Consider the following 17,651-nt stretch of genomic DNA (forward strand, 5'->3'; position numbering starts at 1 on the left):
ACAGCTCAAATCCGGCGAAGCCTACGCCCTCGGATGCGCAGCCTGGTAGACCTCGAGCAGCCGCGCGGTATCGACGCCGGTATAGACCTGGGTGGTCGACAGGCTGGCGTGGCCGAGCAACTCCTGGATGGTGCGGAGGTCGCCTCCGCGGCCGAGCAGGTGGGTGGCGAAGGAATGTCGCAGGGCGTGCGGCGTCGCCGTGTCGGGCAGGTTGAGCGCCGAGCGCATCTTGCGCATCGCCCGCTGCACGATGGCGGGATCGAGGGCGCCGCCGCGCGCTCCGCGGAACAGCGGGCCGGCGGGGTCGAGATGATAGGGGCAGGCCTTGCGATAGGCAGCGACGGCTTCGAACGCGGCCGGGAGCACAGGCACCATCCGCGTCTTGCCGCCCTTCCCGGTGACGCGCAGCGCGGTCTCGCCCGGCGAGGCGAGATCGCCACCGGTCAGCGCCAGCGCCTCGGAGATGCGCAGTCCGCAAGCGTAGAGCAGCGTCAGCACAGCGGCGTCGCGTGCAGCGATCCACGGTTCCTCAGCCAGTTGCTCGCCGGCGGAGACGACGCGTTTCGCATCCGGCGCTGTCAGCGGCTTCGGCAGCGATTTCGGTTGTCTTGGTGCACGCAGCGCGGCGGCCCCGGCTGCATTCGCGAGGCCGCGCCGCTCCAGGTAGCGCAGCAGCGAGCGCAGGCCGGCCAGCCCGCGGCCGAGCGTGCGCGCGCCTGCGCCATCAGAACGCCGCTGCGCCAGGAAAGCGCGCAGGTCCGCAGGTCTCAGTTCGGCGATGTCGGCGATGCCCGGAGGGCCGCCGCAATGACCCGTCAGGAACTGCAGGAACTGCCGCGTGTCGCGCTCATAGGCATCGACCGTCAGCGCCGACAGCCGCCGCTCGTTCGCCAGCGCCTCGAGCCAGGCGACGCGCGCGGCCTGCAGGTCGGCTTTGGCTGAAATAAGGAATTCTTGCACGCATACGCCCTTGGGTTTGCGTGTGAGTTTGGCGGTTGCCGGTTAGCGGAGCGTGAAGGGTCGCGATTGAATTGCGAAGCCATCGCGTCGCGTCTAGAAGGACGCCAAGGAGCAATAGAATGACTGCGCTCAAAAATCCCGTTCAAATGGCCGTCATCGGCGCCGCGCATGGCATCAAGGGCGAATTGCGCGTCAAAAGTTTTACCGGCGATCCGCTGGCTCTGGCGGAATATGGCCCGCTCTTTGCGAAAGACGGCCGCAAGTTCAGCATCATCGACATAAGGCCTGCCAACAATGTCGTGGTCGTGCGGTTCAAGGGCGTCCAGGACCGCAATGCCGCGGAAACGCTCATCGGAACCGAGCTATTCGTCGAGAGGTCGACGTTGCCCGACGACGGCGACCAGGACGAGTTTTATCACGCCGATCTCGTGGGGCTGAAGGTGCGCGACGACACCGGCACGGAGATCGGACGGGTCACGGCGGTACAGAATTTCGGCGGCGGCGACCTGCTTGAGATCGCCCTCAGCGGGCGGCATGAGGTGCTGGTGCCTTTTTCGGCCGCCGCCGTCCCCGAGGTCTCAGTTGCGGCCGGCTATGTCCGGATAGATCCTGTCGCGGCCGGGCTGGTCGATACCGACGACAGCGACATCGAGGGAGCCCCGGTGCGGCCGGGCCAGAAGGGTCGCGGTTTCGACGCGAAACAGCGCCCGCGCGGACCAGCAGACGCGGGCGGGAATCGCTGATCCAGCACCTTGAAGGCGCCTTCTGAGCAATCCTGGACATGATGACGTCACAAGAGACCAGAGCTGACACCTCACCTTTCCGCGCCAGCGTGCTGACACTCTATCCGGAAATGTTTCCGGGCGCCCTCGGCGTGTCGCTCGCCGGCCGTGCGCTGGGCGAGGGCGCATGGTCGCTGGAGACCCTGCAGATCCGCGACTTCGCGCATGACAAGCATCGCTCCGTCGACGACACACCGGCGGGCGGTGGGGCAGGCATGGTGATGCGCGCCGACGTGCTGGCGCGTGCCATCGACCATGCGTCGCCGGAAGGCGATGACCGGCCGCGCCTGCTGATGAGCCCGCGCGGCAAGCCGCTCACCCAGGCTCGCGTCAGGGAACTCGCAGCGGGCCCCGGCGTCACCATCCTGTGCGGCCGTTTCGAAGGCGTCGACCAGCGCCTTATCGAGGCGCGCGGGCTCGAGGAGGTGTCGATCGGCGACTACATCCTGTCAGGGGGCGAGCCGGCGGCGCTGGTGCTGCTCGATGCGGTCGTCCGGCTGCTTCCGGGCGTCATGGGCAACCAGGCGTCGGGCGACGAGGAGAGTTTTGAGGGCGGGCTGCTCGAGCACCCGCACTACACGCGGCCGCAGGAGTTCGAGGGCAGGGCGATCCCGGAGGTGTTGACTTCGGGCAACCACGCGAAGATCGCCACGTGGCGCAGAGCCGAGGCAGAGCGCCTGACCGCGGAGAGGCGGCCGGATCTCCTGCCTGCGGCTGGTCAGCCGGTCACGAAGTAGTAGACCGCCAGCAGGACGCCGGTCGCGATGACGAAGGCCCGCACGACGTTTTGCGGGACGCGCTTGGCCGTCCAGACGCCGCAATATCCGCCCAGCGCCACCGCGGGGATCATCACCATGGCCGGCAGCCAGGCGATGACGCCGCCCGAGACGAAGACCACGATGGCGACGAAGGCGATGACGATCGACAGCAGGTTCTTCAGCGCGTTGAGACGGTGATAGTCGCCGGTCTGGGTCAACCCGAGCGTGGCGAGCATCATCACGCCCATGCCCGCGCCGAAGAAGCCGCCGTAGACGGCGGTTACGAACTGGACGATCGAGCCCCAGAACGAGCCGACGGTGGCCGGCTGGCCCGCCTTGGGCTTGGGTTTCAGCCAGGGCCCGGCGGCGAACAGCGCCGTGGCGCCGATCAGCAACCACGGAACCATGACGCGGAACGACGGATTGTCGAGCGACAGCAGGGTCAGCGACCCGGCGAGCGCGCCGGCGATCGAAATGGCCGCCAACATCAGCGCGCCGCGCCAGAAGGTCCGGATGTCGCTCCAGTACGCGAGGGTCGAGGTGATATAGCCGGGAATTTGGGTGATCGAGGAGGTCGCGTTGGCTGCGATCGGCGGAATGCCGGTCAAACTCATGGCGCCGAAGGTGAGGAAGGTGCCGCCGCCCGCCACCGCGTTGACCGCGCCGGATGCAAATCCCGCAATGAACAGGAGAACGATTTCTGCGATGGGCATGGCATCATCCGGTTGGCAACCAGAGCGCCTGTAAGGGGCCGGATGCGTCCAGGCAAGCGTCCGTCATGGAGCCAGCAGCAGATGGCTTGGGGGTCAAGCCGCCTTTGCGGTTACAGGCGCCCCGCCCGAAACCGGCGTTCCGGCATCGAGGCGGGGTCCGGCGCTGTGTCGCCGCCGCCGTTCATCGGCAATTGCATGAGAACCGTGTCCAGCCAGCGCCCGTGCTTGTAGCCGGTCGCCTCCAGCCGGCCGGCATGACGAAAGCCGAGCCGCTCGTGCAGCCTGACGGAGGCGCTATGCTCGGAGCCGTCCCCGATGACGGCAAGGATCTGGCGGAAGCCGAGCCGCTTGCATTCTTCGATCAGCGCGACCATCAGCGCCTTGCCGACGCCTGTCCCCTTGGCCTGAGGCGCGACATAGACGGAATTCTCCGCAACGAAGCGATAGGCAGGCCGGGTCCGAAAGGCGCTCGCATAGGCGTAGCCGAGCACCGCCTCGCCGTCGGTCGCGACCAGGTAGGGGTACTCGCCGGAGAGTATGGCGTCGAAGCGCGCCGTCATTTCAGCCAGTGTCGGCGGTTCCAGTTCGTAGCTGGCGGTGCCGTTGCTGACGGCATCGGCATAGATCGCGGCCACCTGGGGGAGGTCGCCATGCTTGGCGGGGCGGATATGGTATCTGCTCATTTTCCAGGCACTTTGGTTGATGCCCACAATTAGAGCAGTCATCGGCCCACATGAAAAGGGCGACCATTTGGCCGCCCTTCGCAAGAGTCTTGGTCCAGCGTTCGCTGCGATTATTCGCGGTTGCCCAGGAACTGCAGCAGGAACGTGAACAGGTTGATGAAGTCGAGGTAGAGCGTCAGCGCGCCCATGATCGCCTTGCGGCCTGCGACCAGGACGTCGTCGCCCTCCCAGTACATCTCCTTGATCTTCTGCGTGTCGTAGGCGGTGAGGCCCGAGAAGATCAGCACGCCGATCGCCGAAATGGCGAACTGCAGGGCCGACGACTGCAGGAAGATGTTGACCACCATCGCGATGATGAGGCCGAACACGCCCATGATCAGGAACGAGCCCATGGCCGTCAGGTCACGCTTGGTCGTGTAGCCGTAGAGCGACAGCGCGCCGAACGCGGCGGCGGTCACGAAGAACGTCTGCACGATGGAGGCGCTGGTGTAGACCAGGAAGATCGACGACAGCGAGATGCCCATCAGGCCGGCGAAGACCCAGAACGAGGTCTGCGCGGCCGAAACGCTCATCTTGTGGACGCGGGCGCTCAGGAAGAACACCATGCCCAAGGGCGCGAGCATGACCAGCCAGCGCAGCGGCGACGAGTAGACGGCGTAGCCGACATTGGTCAGCATCTTGCCGTTGCCGAGCGTGGCCACGGCCTGAGACGGGTCGTTGGTGGTTGCCAGCATCGCCATGCCAAGCGCGGCGACACCTGTGATCGCCATGCCCATGGCCATGAGATTGTAGACCTTGAGCATGTAGGCGCGCAGACCCTGGTCGATCGCGGCATCGGTGCGCGCACCGGCCGCGACACGCGCCTGGTAGTTGCGGAGGGGTTCAGCCATGGATTTCCTCTGTTGCTTCTGTCCCGTCGGGTGTCGGTCGCAGCCCAAGCACGCGCCCAGGCGCCGCTGGCGGAACTCCAGCATGCCTAGCGCAGAATATGATGCCTCTTTGCATCAAGAACAAGACCCGTATCGCTTCCCGGGCCTTCACAATCACGCAATTTTCATACGAAACCCAACGCGCAACCGCTTGCCGCCCAACGATCCGCTGCTGCGAAAGGCTGGAGGCGACGCCCGAGGGTGGTGCTCGAAGGACCGACCTACAGGTTCCGCAGCACCGGCGCCGCCTTGTGGCCGAGCACGCGCCAGGTGCCGATCAGGCCGATCCCGATGGTGAGCACCAGCGCGAACAGCAGCGTGCCGACCGCCACCTCAGGCAGGAAGGCGGAGGGCAGGTTCATGATGCGGCTGACGACGTACCAGGCAGCAACCCCGCCGGCGGCCAGTGCGAACACGGCGGTGGCGAGGCCGATCAAAAAGTATTCCAGCGAGAAGGCGGCGATCAGCGTGCGCCGCGTCGCGCCGAGCGTCTTCAGCACCACGGCGTCGTGGATGCGGGCGCGATTGCCCGCGGCGAGCGCGCCGGCGAGCACCAGGATCGAGGCGACGAGCGCCACGCCGGCGGCGGCGCGGATGGCGACGCCCAGCTGTGCGACGAGGCCGTTCACGACGTCGAGTGCATCCTTTACCCGCACCGTCGTCACCGTCGGGAAGGTACGCGTGACCGCGTTCAGCACGCGCGATTCGTCGGCAGCGCTCGCGGCCGGGTCGGTCAGCGTCGCCAGCCAGCTGTGCGGCGCGCCGGCGAACGTGTTGGGCGAGAAGACCATGACGAAGTTGATCGCCAGCGACTCCCATTCCACCCGTCGCAGGTTGGCGATCTTGGCCGTGATGTTGCGGCCGAGCACGTTCACCGTCACCGCGTCGCCGAGTTTCAGGCCGAGCTGGCCGGCTTCCTCGGCCGAGAACGACACCAGGGGCTCGCCCTGATAGTCCTGCGGCCACCATTCGCCGGCGGACAGCGTCGCGTTCTCCGGCACGGTGTCCGAATAGGTGATGCCGCGATCGCCGCGCAGCACCCAGGCGCCCTCCGGCGGCACCGTGATCTGGCGGACGTCCTGCCCGTTGATCTCCATGATGCGGCCGCGCAGCATCGGCACGCGCATCAGCGTGCCCGTAGGCGCCTGCGACTTCACCAATCCGGCGAACTGCTCGACCTCGGCGCCCTGGATGTCGACGAAGAAGAAGTTCGGCGCCTGTTCGGGCAGGCTGCCGGCGATCTGGCGGCGCAGGTTGCCGTCGATCAGCGCCAGCGTCACCAGCAGCGTCAGGCCGAGACCGAGCGAGAGCACGGCCGACGGCGTCAGCGCGCCGGGCCGGTGGATGTTGCCGATGGCGAGCCTGAGCGCAGTGGAGCGGACGCGCGGGCTCTTCCTGGCAATCCACTGCACCGCCACCCCGACGCCCCTAAGCACGATGAAGGAAACCACGGCCGCGACCACGAAGATCCAGGCGACGCGGCGGTCCGCAGCCATCCAGACGGAGATGGCGGCGAGCGCGGCCGCGATCAGCAGAGCCGCAACGACGTAGCCGGCGCGCGGAAAACCGCGGCTTTCGAACCCCATCTCGCGGAACAACGCCGTCGCCGGCACGTCGCGCGCGCGGCCGAGCGGAATGAGCGCGAAGACCAGCGTGACCATGACGCCGAACAGCGCCGCAAGGCCAAGCGCGCCGGGATAGAGGCGCGCCTCGGCCGGGACGGGGATGACGGACCGCAGGAACGTGCCCGCGGCGAACGGCATCAGCGCCCCCAGCACCAGGCCGATGACGATGGCGACGCCGGCGATCATCAGGATCTGCGTGAGGTAGATCTGGAAGACGAAGCTGCCGGAGGCTCCGAGGCTCTTGAAGGTTGCGATGACGGGGCGCTTGCCGTCGAGATAGGCGCGCACCGCATTGGCGACGCCGACCCCGCCCACCACCAGGGCAGTGAGACCCACCAGGGTGAGGAACTGCGAGAAGCGGTCGATGTTGGAGGCGAGCGCGGGCGCAGCCGATTTTCGCGTGCGGGTCGACCAGCCGGCCTCGGGGAATGCCGCGTTGGCGCGCTCAAGCGTTGCCGTGAGCGCGGCATCGCTCGTCCCCGCTGGCAGTCGTACCTTGTAGATATGCTCGACCAGGCTCCCTGGCTGGACCAGTCCGGCCGCCCTCAGCGCGTCCAGCGACACGAGCAGGCGCGGCGCGAAGCCGAAGCCTTCCGAGACGGCATCCGGCTCGGTCGTGAGCTTTGCCCTGAGTTCGATGGTCGCGGTGCCGAGTTTTATGCGGCCGTTGAGCGGCAGGCCGAGGCGCTCGAACAGGAGATCGGGCGCAGCCGCGCCGTAGACGCCATCGCGCTCGGCGAAAAGGTCAGACTGCGGCAGCGACGGCTCGGTCGCGAGCGCGCCGAACAGCGGATACGCCCCGTCCACCGCCTTCACCTCGACCAGCGCCTGGTCGGACCCATCTGGCAGCCGCGCCATCGAGCGCATGTCGGCGCTGCGCGCAACGTCGCCGAGCCCCTGCAGGTGGGAAAGCTCCTCGGCGGTCGCCTCGCGCTGGTTGAGCTCGAAGCGCAGGTCGCCGCCGAGCAGCACCTGGCCCTGATCGGCAACGCCGTCGGAAATCGCGCGCGCCACGGAATTGACGCCACCGATGGCGGTCACGCCGAGCGCGATGCAGGTTATGAAGATGAGGAAGCCGGATAGGCCGCCGCGCATCTCGCGGAGTGCGAAGCGAAGGGCGAGGGAAAAGGTGCTGGTTGGTCCGGCGCTCACCCTCCCATCGATGGGGAGGGGGCTCCGTGTCGGGTGGGGCGAATGGCCGTCCACTACACCCCCTCCGCCTCGCTGTCGCTCGGCGCCTCCCCCATCGAGGGCGAGGAAGGAGCCGGTGGACGCGCCTCGATCCGCCCCGAGCGCATAGCCACCTGGCGGCTGCAGCGTGCCGCGAGCGCGGGATCGTGCGTGACGAGAACGAGGGTCATGCCGCGCTCGGCCGCCTCGGCGAAAAGAAGGTCGGCGATCTGGCGGCCGGTCGCCTGGTCGAGATTGCCGGTCGGCTCGTCGGCGATGAGGATGCGCGGCTCGGGCGCCAGCGCACGGGCAATCGCCACGCGCTGCTGCTCGCCGCCCGAAAGCTCGCCCGGATAGTGCGTCAGTCGCTCCGACAGGCCGACGGCTGCGAGTTCGCGCGCCGCCGCCTCGAAGGCGTCGCGGCGCCCGGCCAGCTCCAGCGGAACGGCGACGTTCTCCAGCGCCGTCATGTTGGGGATCAGGTGGAACGACTGGAAGACGATGCCGACATTGCGGCCGCGGAAGGCGGCGATCTGGTCCTCGCTCTTGCCGTTCAGCAGCTCGCCGGCGATCTTCACCGTGCCGGCGTCGACCCTCTCCAGGCCGGCCAGCACCATCAGCAGGGTCGACTTGCCGGAGCCCGACGGCCCGACGATGCCGGTCGCCTCGCCGACCGCGACGTCGAGCGAGATGCCCTTCAGGACGTGCACCGAAGAGGCGCCCTCGCCGAGCGTCAGCGAAACGTCCCGCAATTCGATGACGGCTTCTGTCACGGGGATTCAATCCTATATTGCGGGGACGGCCGCTTCGGGTGTCCGGCCTGATATGGGTTCTCGCCAGTGTCTTTCAAACGACTATTCGTTGCCTTTTCCGTAATCGCAATCGCCCTGATCGGCCTTGCCGCCCGGGCGGAGGCGGACCCCTACCGTATCGTCGGTTTCGGCGACAGCCTGATGGCCGGCTACCAGCTGGGCCCCGGCGAAGGGTTTCCGGACAGGCTGCAGGCGGCGCTGAGGGCGAAGGGGCACGACGTGGAGGTCGCGGGCGCAGGCGTCTCCGGCGACACTACCAGCGGCGGGCTCTCCAGGCTCGACTGGTCTGTGCCGGATGGAACGGACCTTGTCATCCTCGAACTCGGCGCCAACGACATGCTGCGCGGAATCACACCGGAACTGACCGAAACGAACCTCGAATCCATGCTTTCGCGCCTGAAGGAGCGGAACATTCCCGTGCTGCTCGCCGGCATGATGGCCGCCCCCAATCTCGGCCCGGACTACGCCTCGGCGTTCAATGGGATCTATCCGCGGCTGGCCGAGAAGTTTGGCGTCCCCCTCTACCCGTTCTTCCTCGACGGCGTGGCGGCGCAGCGCGATCTCCTGCTCGCCGACGGCATGCATCCCTCGGCTGCCGGCGTCGACGTCATGGTCCAGCGCATACTTCCGGTTGTCGAAAAAGTGATCGCGGCGTCATCGAAGGGAGGGTGAAACCCGCGCAATCGCTTCCGTTGCGGAAGCATCAATACGGTTGAGGACGCGAACAAACAGCTTGCCCGCGCGTTCGTTCGATGATTCGCTGATGGTGCGAGTTCGATTCGAGGAAAGGAGCCTGGCCATGCCACGACTTTTCACCGCCCTCGAAATTCCGCGTGATGCCGCCCTTTCCCTCTCGCTGCTGCGTGGAGGCCTGCCGGGAGCCCGGTGGGTCGATGTGGAGAACTACCACCTGACGTTGCGCTTCATCGGCGACGTCGAGGGCCACGTCGCCGACGAGATCGCCAATGCGCTGGACCGTGTACGGCGACCCTCCTTCCAGCTCACGCTTTCGGGCGTCGGGGCATTCGGCTCCAAGAAGCCGCACTCCATCTGGGCGGGGGCGCTTGCCTCGCCGGACCTCAATGCGCTCCAGGCGGAGATCGAGCGCATCTGCCAGCGGCTCGGGCTGCCGGCCGATCCGCGCAAGTTCACCCCGCACGTGACGCTCGCGCGGCTCAAGAATTCCAGTCTCTCCGACGTCGCGCACTATCTCTCCTCGCGCGGCAATTTTGCCGCCATGCCGTTCCGCGTCGGCCGCTTCGTGCTGATGTCGTCGCGCGAATCGGTCGGCGGCGGCCCCTACATCGTCGAGGAGACATGGCCGCTGGCGGGCTCGGATGCGCGGGGCGCCGGTGCGGCTGCCGGCGCGGTCGACGCCTTCCGCTTCATGCGCTGACGCCGGGGGCGGGCCATCGCTGCCCGCCGGCCCTCTCCGGTTGCTCCTCAGTGCAGCCGGAACTCCCCGGTCACGTTGCGCCATTCGTTCGGCGCGATGAGCTTGCGGTGCGAATAGGCGATCGAGTGCAGCGGCCCCTCGAGCTTCTCCTTCCAGAAGTCGATGAAGCGGAAAAGGACCGGGAACTTCGGCGCCAGATCGTAGTCCTGCCAGATGTAGGTCTGCAGCAGATGCGGATGATCCGGCATGTGGTAGAGAATCTCGGCCGTCGTCAGGCCGTACCCCCGGAGCATCAGCTCCATTTCCGAATGTGTGTTCATTGCGGTGCCCCTGATGAACCCAGGCCGCAATGACGCCGCGGCCATCCGGATAACCTCCCGATGCCAATGTAGCTCCAATCTGCGAAGCGGTCCTTAACAAATTGACGTAACGGAAGACCGGCGCAGGCGAGCCGCCGGCCGCGGCGCTATCCCAGCGTCCCGGCAGCGACGATGATGCCGGCGGCCAGCGCGTGGAGTTCGTCCCGGTAGCCGGTGCGCGCCGACGGGTTGTCTTCGGCGGAGGTCATCACGATCGTCAGCCGCAGCGAGGGCGCGATGTAATGTGTGTTCACTGCGGTGCCCCTGATGAACCCAGGCCGCAATGACGCCGCGGCCATCCGGATAACCTCCCGATGCCAATGTAGCTCCAATCTGCGAAGCGGTCCTTAACAAATTGACGTAACGGAAGAACGGCGCAGGCGAGCCGCCGGCCGCGGCGCTATCCCAGCGTCCCGGCAGCGACGATGATGCCGGCGGCCAGCGCGTGGAGTTCATCCCGGTAGCCCGTGCGCGCCGACGGGTTGTCCTCGGCGGAGGTCATCACGATCGTCAGCCGCAGCGAGGGCGCGATGTAGAGCATCTGCCCGCCATAGCCCCAGGCATAGACGACGGGACGTCCGCCGAGTTCGCGCAGGAACCAGCCGTAGCCGTAGCCATCGCCGTTGAAGCGCGAGTTGGTTCGCTGCCGCCAGGACGCCGCGACCCAGGCCGCCGGCACGACCTGTTGCCCTGCCGGCGTACGCCCCTCGTTGCGGTAGAGCTCGCCGAAGGCCGCCAGCGAGCGCGGGCTCATCGCCATCTGGTTGCCGCCGAGATAGATGCCCTGCGGATCGCGGTCCCATGCGGCGATGCGGAAACCTTCGACGGGCGCGAACCAGTCGCGCGCCAGCGCCAGCGTCGGCTTGCCGCCGACGCGCGTCAGGATCGCCGACAGGAGATGGGAGGAACCGGTGGAATAAAGCATGGCGCCGCCCGGCTCGTCCTCGAAAGGCATCGCCAGCGCCGCGCGCACCCAGTCGCGGCTCGACACCCAGCGCCCGTAGTTCGGCCCGGACGTGCGCGCCAGTCCCGCCTGCATGGACAGGAGATGGCCGATGGTCACCTCGTTCATGCGCGGGTCGGGGTCGGCCGGCAGCTCGCGGCGCAGGAGCGGCGCGATCTTCTGGTCAGGTCCCTCCAGCAGCCCCTTGTCGATGGCGATCCCGACCATGGCCGAGAGGATCGACTTGGACGCCGACTTGATGTTGGTCGGCCGGTCCGGCGCGTTGCCCCGATAGCCGCGCTCCGACACCGTTTCGCCATCCTGGAGGACGAGCGCGGTCCGCAGCGGCTCCAGGCGCGCGGCGTCATCGAGCAGGGAGGGAATCGTGGTCGGAGCGGCGGGCTGAGCGCCAAGCAGCGTCGGCTTCAGGAACGGCGCCGTTGCAGCCAGGGCGAGGATGGAGCGTCTGTTCATGCGGGCCCGATACACCGTTCGCCGGGCCGAAGCTTGTTCGACTGGACATCCTCGCGCGATCTCACGCACAAGTGACAAGCTGCGGGCCGTCCTCATCAGGAGCCAGGCGGCGCGACCAGCTCCGGATCGAGCGTCAGGAGATCCGTCGCATGGCCGACGCCGCGCAGCGCGAAGCGGCCGACCGAAACCAGTTTTTCGCGTTCCTCGGCCGGCAGGAGGTCTGCGAAAGCGGACGAGCACAGCATGTGGCGATCGACCGAGCGGCACATGGAGGCGATGCGGTTCGCCTCGTTGACCGCCGGCCCGACCACGGTGAAGTCGAGCCGGTCGGGACTGCCGATATTGCCGTAGAAGACGTCTCCCACGTGAAGGCCGAGATACAGGTCGGCGACAGGCAGGCCCTTCGACCGGCGCGACGCCTGGAGATCGGCAATCCGCCGGCGCAGGTCCGCCTCGGCCCGCATGGCAGCGACGCAGGCGTCACTCAACTCGGCTTCGGGGAAGATCGCCAGGACGCCGTCGCCGATCAGCTTGAGGACGTCGCCGCCGGCCCCGTGGATCGCGGCGATCGCCACCTCGGCATAGTCGTTGAGCAGCGGGATGAGCTGGTCGGACTCGATCTTTTCCGACAGCGTCGTGTAGCCGGTCATGTCCGAGAACCAAAGCACGGTGTTGATGCGCTCCACCTCGCCGCGGATGATCCTTCCCGACAGGATGCGTCGGCCCGGATCGCGGCCGAGATAGGCCTCGACCAGCGTCCGCGCCAGGCGCGCCTGCGCCGCGGCGCGGATCGCCAGCCCGAGCAGCACGGACAGCCGCTCCAGCGCGATGATCTCGTCGTCCGAGAACCCACCCTGCCGGCGCGTCGTCCAGCGGGCATAGAAGGCATAGACCTCGTCCAGCACCTCGGAGTCGCGGAAGCGGTGGACGATGGCGAAGTAGTCGGTCTGGCCCTGCTCGCGAAGCTCCTCGAGCGCCGAGTAATCGTGCGTCTCGCCTGCTTCGAGGCGACAGCGGAGCGTCGTCCTGCGGTCGCGCAGCATGTGCAGGAACGGGCTGCGCAACCATTGCTCCCGGCCGGACCCTTCCCGGCTGAACGGCAGTTCCTCCTCACGGAAGGCGTTCTCCGGGTCCTCGTCCCAGAAGAAGGCGCGCGCCTCGTGCAGGGGATGGAGCGTGTCGATCATCACGAAGCCGCGGCCGAGAGGAAGCCCGGCCGCCATGCACCGGCCGCAGAACTCGCGCGCCAGAGCGCCTTCGTTCGCTTCGCCAAGGCCCGACACCGCGAGCCAGGCCGCTATCCGATCGACGTCTTCCTGTTTCAAGCGCTACCCCGGCAGGCGTGTCGTCGCCGGGATCGTAGCCGGAAGCGCCGCGGACGACTACGTCATTCCGACAAGAGCGCCCGGGTCAGCGGATGGTCCTTGTCGGCCAGTCCGTCGACGATCGTGAAATGGTGGCGGTCGGGCTCGACGACCTCGGCGGTCGCGGCGCCGAGCCCCGTCCAGATATTGGCAAGCAGCGCGCTCTGGCGGACGAACTCCGCACGCTCCGCCCCGCCGACCCAGCAGGTGAGGCGCGTCCCCTCCGCCGGCACGAGCAGCGCCGGGCTCTCGGCCAGCGCCTCCGCCTCGTCGATGCCGAGGTCGCTGTACATGGGAATGCGCATCGTCGCCCTGAGGTCGTGCAGTCCGGCAATGGAGACGACGTGGCGCACCCTGCCGACCACCGAAGCCGGTAGCGGCGAGGTGGTCGTCACCATGCGCGTGGCAAGATGCCCGCCGGCAGAATGGCCGGTGAGCATGATCGGCCCCTCGATCATGGCGGCCGCCGCTTCCACGGCCTTCGCCACCTCGCGCGTGATGTCGGCGATCCGGGCTTCGGGGCAGAGCGTGTAGGAGGGCATGGCGACCGCATAGCCGCTGTCTACCGAACCCGCGGCGAGGTGCGACCAGACGCTCTTGTCGAACGCCTTCCACCATCCGCCGTGGATGTAGACGACGAGGCCCTTCGGCGCTCCCTCCGGCAGGAAGAGGTCGAACCGGTTGCGGGGGACCTCGCCATAGGCGAGGTCGAGCTTTGCGCGACCGGCAGCGGACATCGACTCGCGGTATGCTGCAGCGGGTCCGATCCAGGCCGCCGGCCAGCGGTCGCCGCCGGGAATGTTGACCCCGTTGGCATAGGCGTCGTCCCAGTCGACGATACGGCGATGGATCATTGCGCTCTCCCTTTGCGGGGCAAGCCAGCCGAAATGGCGCGGCCTGTCAACGGGCGCGTAGCTCCAGCCGCAATAATTTCAACCTTGAAATTTTATGCTTGAAACATCGCCGGGACGGTGACATCCTCCAACCGCAATTGAGGAGGCCCACGCGATGAAGGTTGCGGTACTCGGCGGTGGTCCGGCGGGCCTCTATTTCGCGATCTGCATGAAACTACGCGACGCCGCGCACGATGTCACCGTGTACGAGCGCAACCGTCCGGACGACACCTTCGGTTGGGGCGTGGTGCTGTCGGCGGAGACGCTGGACAACCTCACGCGCAACGACCCGGTCAGCGCGCAGTGGATCCGCCGGAATTTCGCCTACTGGGACGACGTGGCCGTCATCAAGGACGGCGTGAAGACCGTCTCCACCGGCCACGGCTTCTGCGGCATCGGGCGCAAGCGCCTGCTCCAGCTCCTGCAGCAGCGGGCGCGCGAGCTCGGCGTGAAGCTGAACTTCGAGACCGAGATCGACGGACCGCAGGCCTTCATGGACACCCATGACATCGTGCTTGCGGCCGACGGGCTGAACTCCAAGTCGCGCGCGGCCTTCGCCGACGTCTTCAAGCCCGACATCGACGTGCGCAAGTGCAAGTTCGTCTGGCTGGGCACCCACCAGAAGTTCGACGACGCCTTCACCTTCATCTTCGAGAAGACGGAGCACGGCTGGGTGTGGGCCCACGCCTACCAGTTCGACCGCGACACGGCGACCTTTATCGTCGAGTGCAGTCAGGACACCTGGGACAAGTTCGGCTTCGGCGACATGTCAAAGGAAGAGTCCATCGAGACCTGCGAGCGGATCTTCGAGAAATATCTCGGCGGCTACAGCCTGATGTCGAACGCCGCCCACGTCCGCGGCTCGGCCTGGATCAACTTCCCGCGGGTGCTCTGCGAGCGCTGGTCGTACAAGAACCTCGCGCTGATGGGCGACGCGGCTGCGAGCGCGCACTTCTCCATCGGCTCCGGCAGCAAGCTGGCGCTGGAGAGCGCGGTGGCGCTGGCCGACAACCTGCACTCCGAGCCCACCCTCGAGGGTGCGTTCCAGAAATACGAGGAAGCGCGGCGCACCGAGGTGCTTAAGCTGCAGTCGGCGGCGCGCAATTCGCTCGAATGGTTCGAGGATGTCGAGCGCTACCTCGGCCTCGACCCGGTGCAGTTCAACTATTCGCTGCTCACCCGCTCGCAGCGCATCAGCCACGAGAACCTCAGGCTGCGCGATCCCTCGTGGCTGGGCGGCGCCGAAGCCTGGTTCCAGGATCGCGCCGGCGCAACCAACATGCAGCGCGCGCCGATGTTCGCGCCGTTCCGGCTGCGCGAGATGCACCTGGAGAACCGCATCGTCGTGTCGCCGATGGCCCAGTACAAGGCCGTCGACGGCTGCCCGACCGACTGGCACTTCGCCCATTACGCCGAGCGCGCCAAGGGCGGCGCCGGCCTCCTCTACATCGAGATGACCTGCGTCTCGCCGGAAGGCCGCATCACGCCCGGCTGCCCGGGTTTCTACGCGCCGGAGCACGAGGTCGCGTGGAAGCGGCTGGTCGACTTCGTCCATGCCGAGACCGAGGCCAAGATCTGCGCGCAGATCGGCCATTCCGGCCCGAAGGGCTCGACCAAGGTGGGCTGGGAAGGCACCGACGTTCCGCTGGACGACGGCAACTGGCCGGTGATGGCGGCCTCCGACGTCGCCTGGTCGCCCGACAACCAGACGCCGAAGCCGATGACGCGGGCCGACATGGACATGGTACGCGACCAGTTCGTCGCCGCGGCCGAGATGGCGGGCCGCTGCGGCTTCGACATGCTGGAGCTGCACGCCGCCCATGGCTACCTGCTCTCCTCCTTCATCACGCCGATCACCAACCGCCGCACCGACGAATATGGCGGATCGCTCGAGAACCGGATGCGCTACCCGCTGGAGGTGTTCCAGGCGGTGCGCGCCGTGTGGCCGCAGGAGAAGCCTATCTCGATGCGCATCTCGGCCAACGACTGGGTGCCCGGCGAGGGCGTCGACCCGGCCGAGGCCGTCGAGATCGCAAGGCTCCTGAAGGCGGCGGGCGTCGACATCTGCGACGTCTCCGCCGGGCAGACTTCCGCCCGCGCCAAGCCGGTGTACGGCCGCATGTTCCAGACGCCGTTCTCCGATCGCATCCGCAACGAGACCGGCATGGCGACCATGGCGGTCGGGAACATCTTCGAGCCGGACCACGTCAACTCGATCCTGATGGCGGGCCGCGCCGACCTCGTCTGCCTCGCCCGCCCGCACCTCGCCGATCCCTACTGGACCCTGCACCAGGCGGTGAAGCTCAACGACCGCCACGTGAAATGGCCCGACCCATACCTGCCCGGCCGCGACCAGGCCTACCGTCTGGCCGAGCGGCAGGACCAGATGACGGGGAAGGTGTGATGGATTCGATGTCGCCCCCTCCACCATGCTTCGCATGGTCCCCCTCCCCCGCTTCGCAGGGGAGGATCCGCGGCGGCACCAACGGCACGACCTGGATCCTCCCCCGTTCACGAGGGAGGGGGACCGCCGAAGGCGGTGGAGGGGGCGTCTCAAATTTCAACCCCGAGGCCCGCCCATGACCCACGCCCTCGTCACCGGTGGCGGCACTGGCGTCGGCAAGGCCATCGCGCTGGCGCTCGCGGAAGCCGGCATGGAGGTCACCATCTGCGGGCGGCGGCGCGAGCCGCTGGAGGCGGTCGCTTCCGGGCATGAGCGCATCGCCGCCATGACCGCCGACGTCACCGACGAGGCCTCAATGGCCGAGCTTCATGCGGCAGCGGAGCACGCCCGCGGCCCGTTCGGCCTCGTCGTCGCCAATGCCGGCGCAGCGGCCAGCGGGCCTGCCTCGAAGGTCACACTCGAAGACTGGAACCAGGCTCTCGCCGTCAATCTCACCGGCGCATTCCTCACCGTGAAGCCGGCGCTGCCGGGCATGATCGCCCGCAAGTCGGGCCGCATCGTCTTCATCGCCTCCACGGCGGGCCTGAAGGGCTATCCCTATGTCGCGCCCTACGTGGCCGCCAAGCACGGGGTCGTCGGGCTGATGCGCGCGCTTGCCACCGAAACCGCCAGGACGGCGGTGACCGTCAACGCGGTGTGCCCCGGCTTCACCGAAACCGACCTGCTCGCCGATTCGGTCAGGCGCATCGTCGAGAAGACCGGCCGCACCGAGGCGGAGGCGCGCGCCAGCCTCTCCGCCAGCAATCCGCAGGGCCGCTTCATCCAACCAGAAGAAATCGCCGGCGCGGTGCTCTGGCTGGCCAGCGATGCTGCGGCCTCCGTCACCGGGCAGGCAATCTCCATCTCAGGAGGGGAAACATGGTAGCGGCCGCCATCGCCGAGCGACCGAAGGAGCACCAGCGCCTAAAACTCTGGATCCGCATCCTGCGCGTCTCGCGCCTGATCGAGGGCCAACTGCGCGAGCGGCTGAAGACCGAATTCGACACGACGCTTCCCCGCTTCGACGTGATGGCGGCGCTCTACCGGCAGCCGGAAGGCATGCTGATGAGCGACCTGTCGCGCTACCTGCTCGTCTCCAACGGCAACGTCACCGGCATTGTCGACCGGCTGGTCACCGACGGCCACGTCGCCCGCTCGCAGCGCGAGGGCGACCGCCGCACCTCGATCGTTACCCTCACGCCCTTGGGAACCGCATTTTTCGAGAAGGTGGCGGCGGCCCACGAGGTCTGGATCGACGCCTTCCTGGCCGACATCGACGAACAGGACGCAGGTCGTCTTGCCGGCATCCTGAAATCCTTCCGCAGCAATTGGGAGCACGGCGCATGA

Annotated in this window: 17 protein-coding genes and 1 pseudogene; 7 read left to right on the forward strand and 11 right to left on the reverse strand. The window is 67.5% G+C overall.

Features of this window, described 5'->3' with window-relative positions; genetic code table 11:
* Positions 1 to 21: 21 nt before the first annotated feature.
* Positions 22 to 960: a tyrosine recombinase XerC gene (locus PD284_RS05340; RefSeq protein ID WP_274627182.1), complete on the reverse strand. Its 939-nt coding sequence runs from the start codon at positions 958 to 960 to the stop codon at positions 22 to 24.
* Positions 961 to 1,079: 119 nt separating this feature from the next.
* Between PD284_RS05340 and rimM the strand changes: the two genes are divergently transcribed.
* The gene (gene rimM / locus PD284_RS05345) at positions 1,080 to 1,703 is read left to right on the forward strand and encodes a ribosome maturation factor RimM (RefSeq protein ID WP_274627183.1); all 624 of its coding nucleotides are present in this window, start codon (positions 1,080 to 1,082) and stop codon (positions 1,701 to 1,703) included.
* 38 nt (positions 1,704 to 1,741) lie between these two features.
* The gene (gene trmD, locus PD284_RS05350; protein ID WP_274627184.1) at positions 1,742 to 2,479 is read left to right on the forward strand and encodes a tRNA (guanosine(37)-N1)-methyltransferase TrmD; all 738 of its coding nucleotides are present in this window, start codon (positions 1,742 to 1,744) and stop codon (positions 2,477 to 2,479) included.
* On the opposite strand, the gene PD284_RS05355 is transcribed toward trmD, so the two are convergent.
* The 5 genes from PD284_RS05355 to PD284_RS05375 form a co-directional block, all read right to left on the reverse strand.
* Positions 2,461 to 3,213 (reverse strand): sulfite exporter TauE/SafE family protein, encoded by a 753-nt coding sequence (locus PD284_RS05355; RefSeq protein ID WP_274627185.1) that lies wholly within the window; start codon positions 3,211 to 3,213, stop codon positions 2,461 to 2,463. The two genes, trmD and PD284_RS05355, sit on opposite strands and share 19 nt — an antisense overlap.
* A 110-nt stretch (positions 3,214 to 3,323) precedes the next feature.
* The gene (locus PD284_RS05360) at positions 3,324 to 3,896 is read right to left on the reverse strand and encodes a GNAT family N-acetyltransferase (protein WP_274627186.1); all 573 of its coding nucleotides are present in this window, start codon (positions 3,894 to 3,896) and stop codon (positions 3,324 to 3,326) included.
* 110 nt (positions 3,897 to 4,006) lie between these two features.
* Entirely contained in the window at positions 4,007 to 4,786 is a 780-nt protein-coding gene (locus PD284_RS05365; RefSeq protein WP_274627187.1) for a Bax inhibitor-1/YccA family protein, read from the reverse strand.
* Positions 4,787 to 5,046: 260 nt separating this feature from the next.
* Positions 5,047 to 7,545 carry an ABC transporter permease gene (locus tag PD284_RS05370; protein ID WP_274630546.1) on the reverse strand — a complete coding sequence of 833 codons (2,499 nt, stop codon included), beginning with the start codon at positions 7,543 to 7,545 and terminating at the stop codon, positions 5,047 to 5,049.
* A 110-nt stretch (positions 7,546 to 7,655) separates the two neighbouring features.
* Positions 7,656 to 8,393: an ABC transporter ATP-binding protein gene (locus PD284_RS05375; RefSeq protein ID WP_274627188.1), complete on the reverse strand. Its 738-nt coding sequence runs from the start codon at positions 8,391 to 8,393 to the stop codon at positions 7,656 to 7,658.
* 66 nt (positions 8,394 to 8,459) lie between these two features.
* Between PD284_RS05375 and PD284_RS05380 the strand changes: the two genes are divergently transcribed.
* Positions 8,460 to 9,104 carry an arylesterase gene (locus tag PD284_RS05380; protein WP_274627189.1) on the forward strand — a complete coding sequence of 215 codons (645 nt, stop codon included), beginning with the start codon at positions 8,460 to 8,462 and terminating at the stop codon, positions 9,102 to 9,104.
* Between the two features lie 127 nt (positions 9,105 to 9,231).
* Positions 9,232 to 9,828: an RNA 2',3'-cyclic phosphodiesterase gene (thpR, locus tag PD284_RS05385; protein WP_274627190.1), complete on the forward strand. Its 597-nt coding sequence runs from the start codon at positions 9,232 to 9,234 to the stop codon at positions 9,826 to 9,828.
* A 47-nt stretch (positions 9,829 to 9,875) separates the two neighbouring features.
* Here the strand turns inward: thpR and PD284_RS05390 are convergent, their stop codons facing one another.
* The 5 genes and pseudogenes from PD284_RS05390 to PD284_RS05410 form a co-directional block, all read right to left on the reverse strand.
* Positions 9,876 to 10,148, reverse strand: coding sequence for an usg protein (locus PD284_RS05390; protein WP_274627191.1), 273 nt, complete (start codon positions 10,146 to 10,148; stop codon positions 9,876 to 9,878).
* Between the two features lie 146 nt (positions 10,149 to 10,294).
* A pseudogene (locus tag PD284_RS05395) lies at positions 10,295 to 10,429 on the reverse strand (6-aminohexanoate hydrolase); the annotation flags it as partial.
* A 158-nt stretch (positions 10,430 to 10,587) separates the two neighbouring features.
* Positions 10,588 to 11,604 (reverse strand): serine hydrolase domain-containing protein, encoded by a 1,017-nt coding sequence (locus tag PD284_RS05400; RefSeq protein WP_274627192.1) that lies wholly within the window; start codon positions 11,602 to 11,604, stop codon positions 10,588 to 10,590.
* A gap of 95 nt (positions 11,605 to 11,699) precedes the next feature.
* A complete protein-coding gene (locus PD284_RS05405) occupies positions 11,700 to 12,929 on the reverse strand; it encodes an adenylate/guanylate cyclase domain-containing protein (protein ID WP_274627193.1) in 1,230 nt (409 codons plus the stop codon).
* A gap of 62 nt (positions 12,930 to 12,991) precedes the next feature.
* Positions 12,992 to 13,822: an alpha/beta hydrolase gene (locus tag PD284_RS05410; protein ID WP_274627194.1), complete on the reverse strand. Its 831-nt coding sequence runs from the start codon at positions 13,820 to 13,822 to the stop codon at positions 12,992 to 12,994.
* Positions 13,823 to 13,976: 154 nt separating this feature from the next.
* Here PD284_RS05410 and PD284_RS05415 point away from each other — a divergent pair, with 154 nt between their 5' ends.
* The 3 genes from PD284_RS05415 to PD284_RS05425 all read left to right on the forward strand — a co-directional run bounded on the left by PD284_RS05415 (position 13,977) and on the right by PD284_RS05425 (position 17,651).
* A complete protein-coding gene (locus PD284_RS05415) occupies positions 13,977 to 16,265 on the forward strand; it encodes a bifunctional salicylyl-CoA 5-hydroxylase/oxidoreductase (RefSeq protein ID WP_274627195.1) in 2,289 nt (762 codons plus the stop codon).
* Positions 16,266 to 16,440: 175 nt separating this feature from the next.
* Positions 16,441 to 17,190 (forward strand): SDR family NAD(P)-dependent oxidoreductase, encoded by a 750-nt coding sequence (locus PD284_RS05420; protein ID WP_274627196.1) that lies wholly within the window; start codon positions 16,441 to 16,443, stop codon positions 17,188 to 17,190.
* A complete protein-coding gene (locus tag PD284_RS05425; RefSeq protein ID WP_274627197.1) occupies positions 17,184 to 17,651 on the forward strand; it encodes a MarR family winged helix-turn-helix transcriptional regulator in 468 nt (155 codons plus the stop codon). The genes PD284_RS05420 and PD284_RS05425 overlap by 7 nt, the downstream gene beginning before the upstream one ends.

Source organism: Mesorhizobium shangrilense, assembly GCF_028826155.1.
GTDB lineage: Bacteria > Pseudomonadota > Alphaproteobacteria > Rhizobiales > Rhizobiaceae > Arvimicrobium > Arvimicrobium flavum.

Coding starts and splice junctions, on each gene's coding strand:
- PD284_RS05400 (WP_274627192.1), bottom strand. CDS start 11,604: ATGAACAGACGCTCCATCCTCGCCCTGGCTGCAACGGCGCCGTTCCTG.
- PD284_RS05360 (WP_274627186.1), bottom strand. CDS start 3,896: ATGAGCAGATACCATATCCGCCCCGCCAAGCATGGCGACCTCCCCCAG.
- PD284_RS05415 (WP_274627195.1), top strand. CDS start 13,977: ATGAAGGTTGCGGTACTCGGCGGTGGTCCGGCGGGCCTCTATTTCGCG.
- thpR (WP_274627190.1), top strand. CDS start 9,232: ATGCCACGACTTTTCACCGCCCTCGAAATTCCGCGTGATGCCGCCCTT.
- PD284_RS05355 (WP_274627185.1), bottom strand. CDS start 3,213: ATGCCCATCGCAGAAATCGTTCTCCTGTTCATTGCGGGATTTGCATCC.
- PD284_RS05420 (WP_274627196.1), top strand. CDS start 16,441: ATGACCCACGCCCTCGTCACCGGTGGCGGCACTGGCGTCGGCAAGGCC.
- trmD (WP_274627184.1), top strand. CDS start 1,742: ATGATGACGTCACAAGAGACCAGAGCTGACACCTCACCTTTCCGCGCC.
- PD284_RS05365 (WP_274627187.1), bottom strand. CDS start 4,786: ATGGCTGAACCCCTCCGCAACTACCAGGCGCGTGTCGCGGCCGGTGCG.
- rimM (WP_274627183.1), top strand. CDS start 1,080: ATGACTGCGCTCAAAAATCCCGTTCAAATGGCCGTCATCGGCGCCGCG.
- PD284_RS05425 (WP_274627197.1), top strand. CDS start 17,184: ATGGTAGCGGCCGCCATCGCCGAGCGACCGAAGGAGCACCAGCGCCTA.
- PD284_RS05410 (WP_274627194.1), bottom strand. CDS start 13,822: ATGATCCATCGCCGTATCGTCGACTGGGACGACGCCTATGCCAACGGG.
- PD284_RS05370 (WP_274630546.1), bottom strand. CDS start 7,545: ATGCGCGGCGGCCTATCCGGCTTCCTCATCTTCATAACCTGCATCGCG.
- PD284_RS05390 (WP_274627191.1), bottom strand. CDS start 10,148: ATGAACACACATTCGGAAATGGAGCTGATGCTCCGGGGGTACGGCCTG.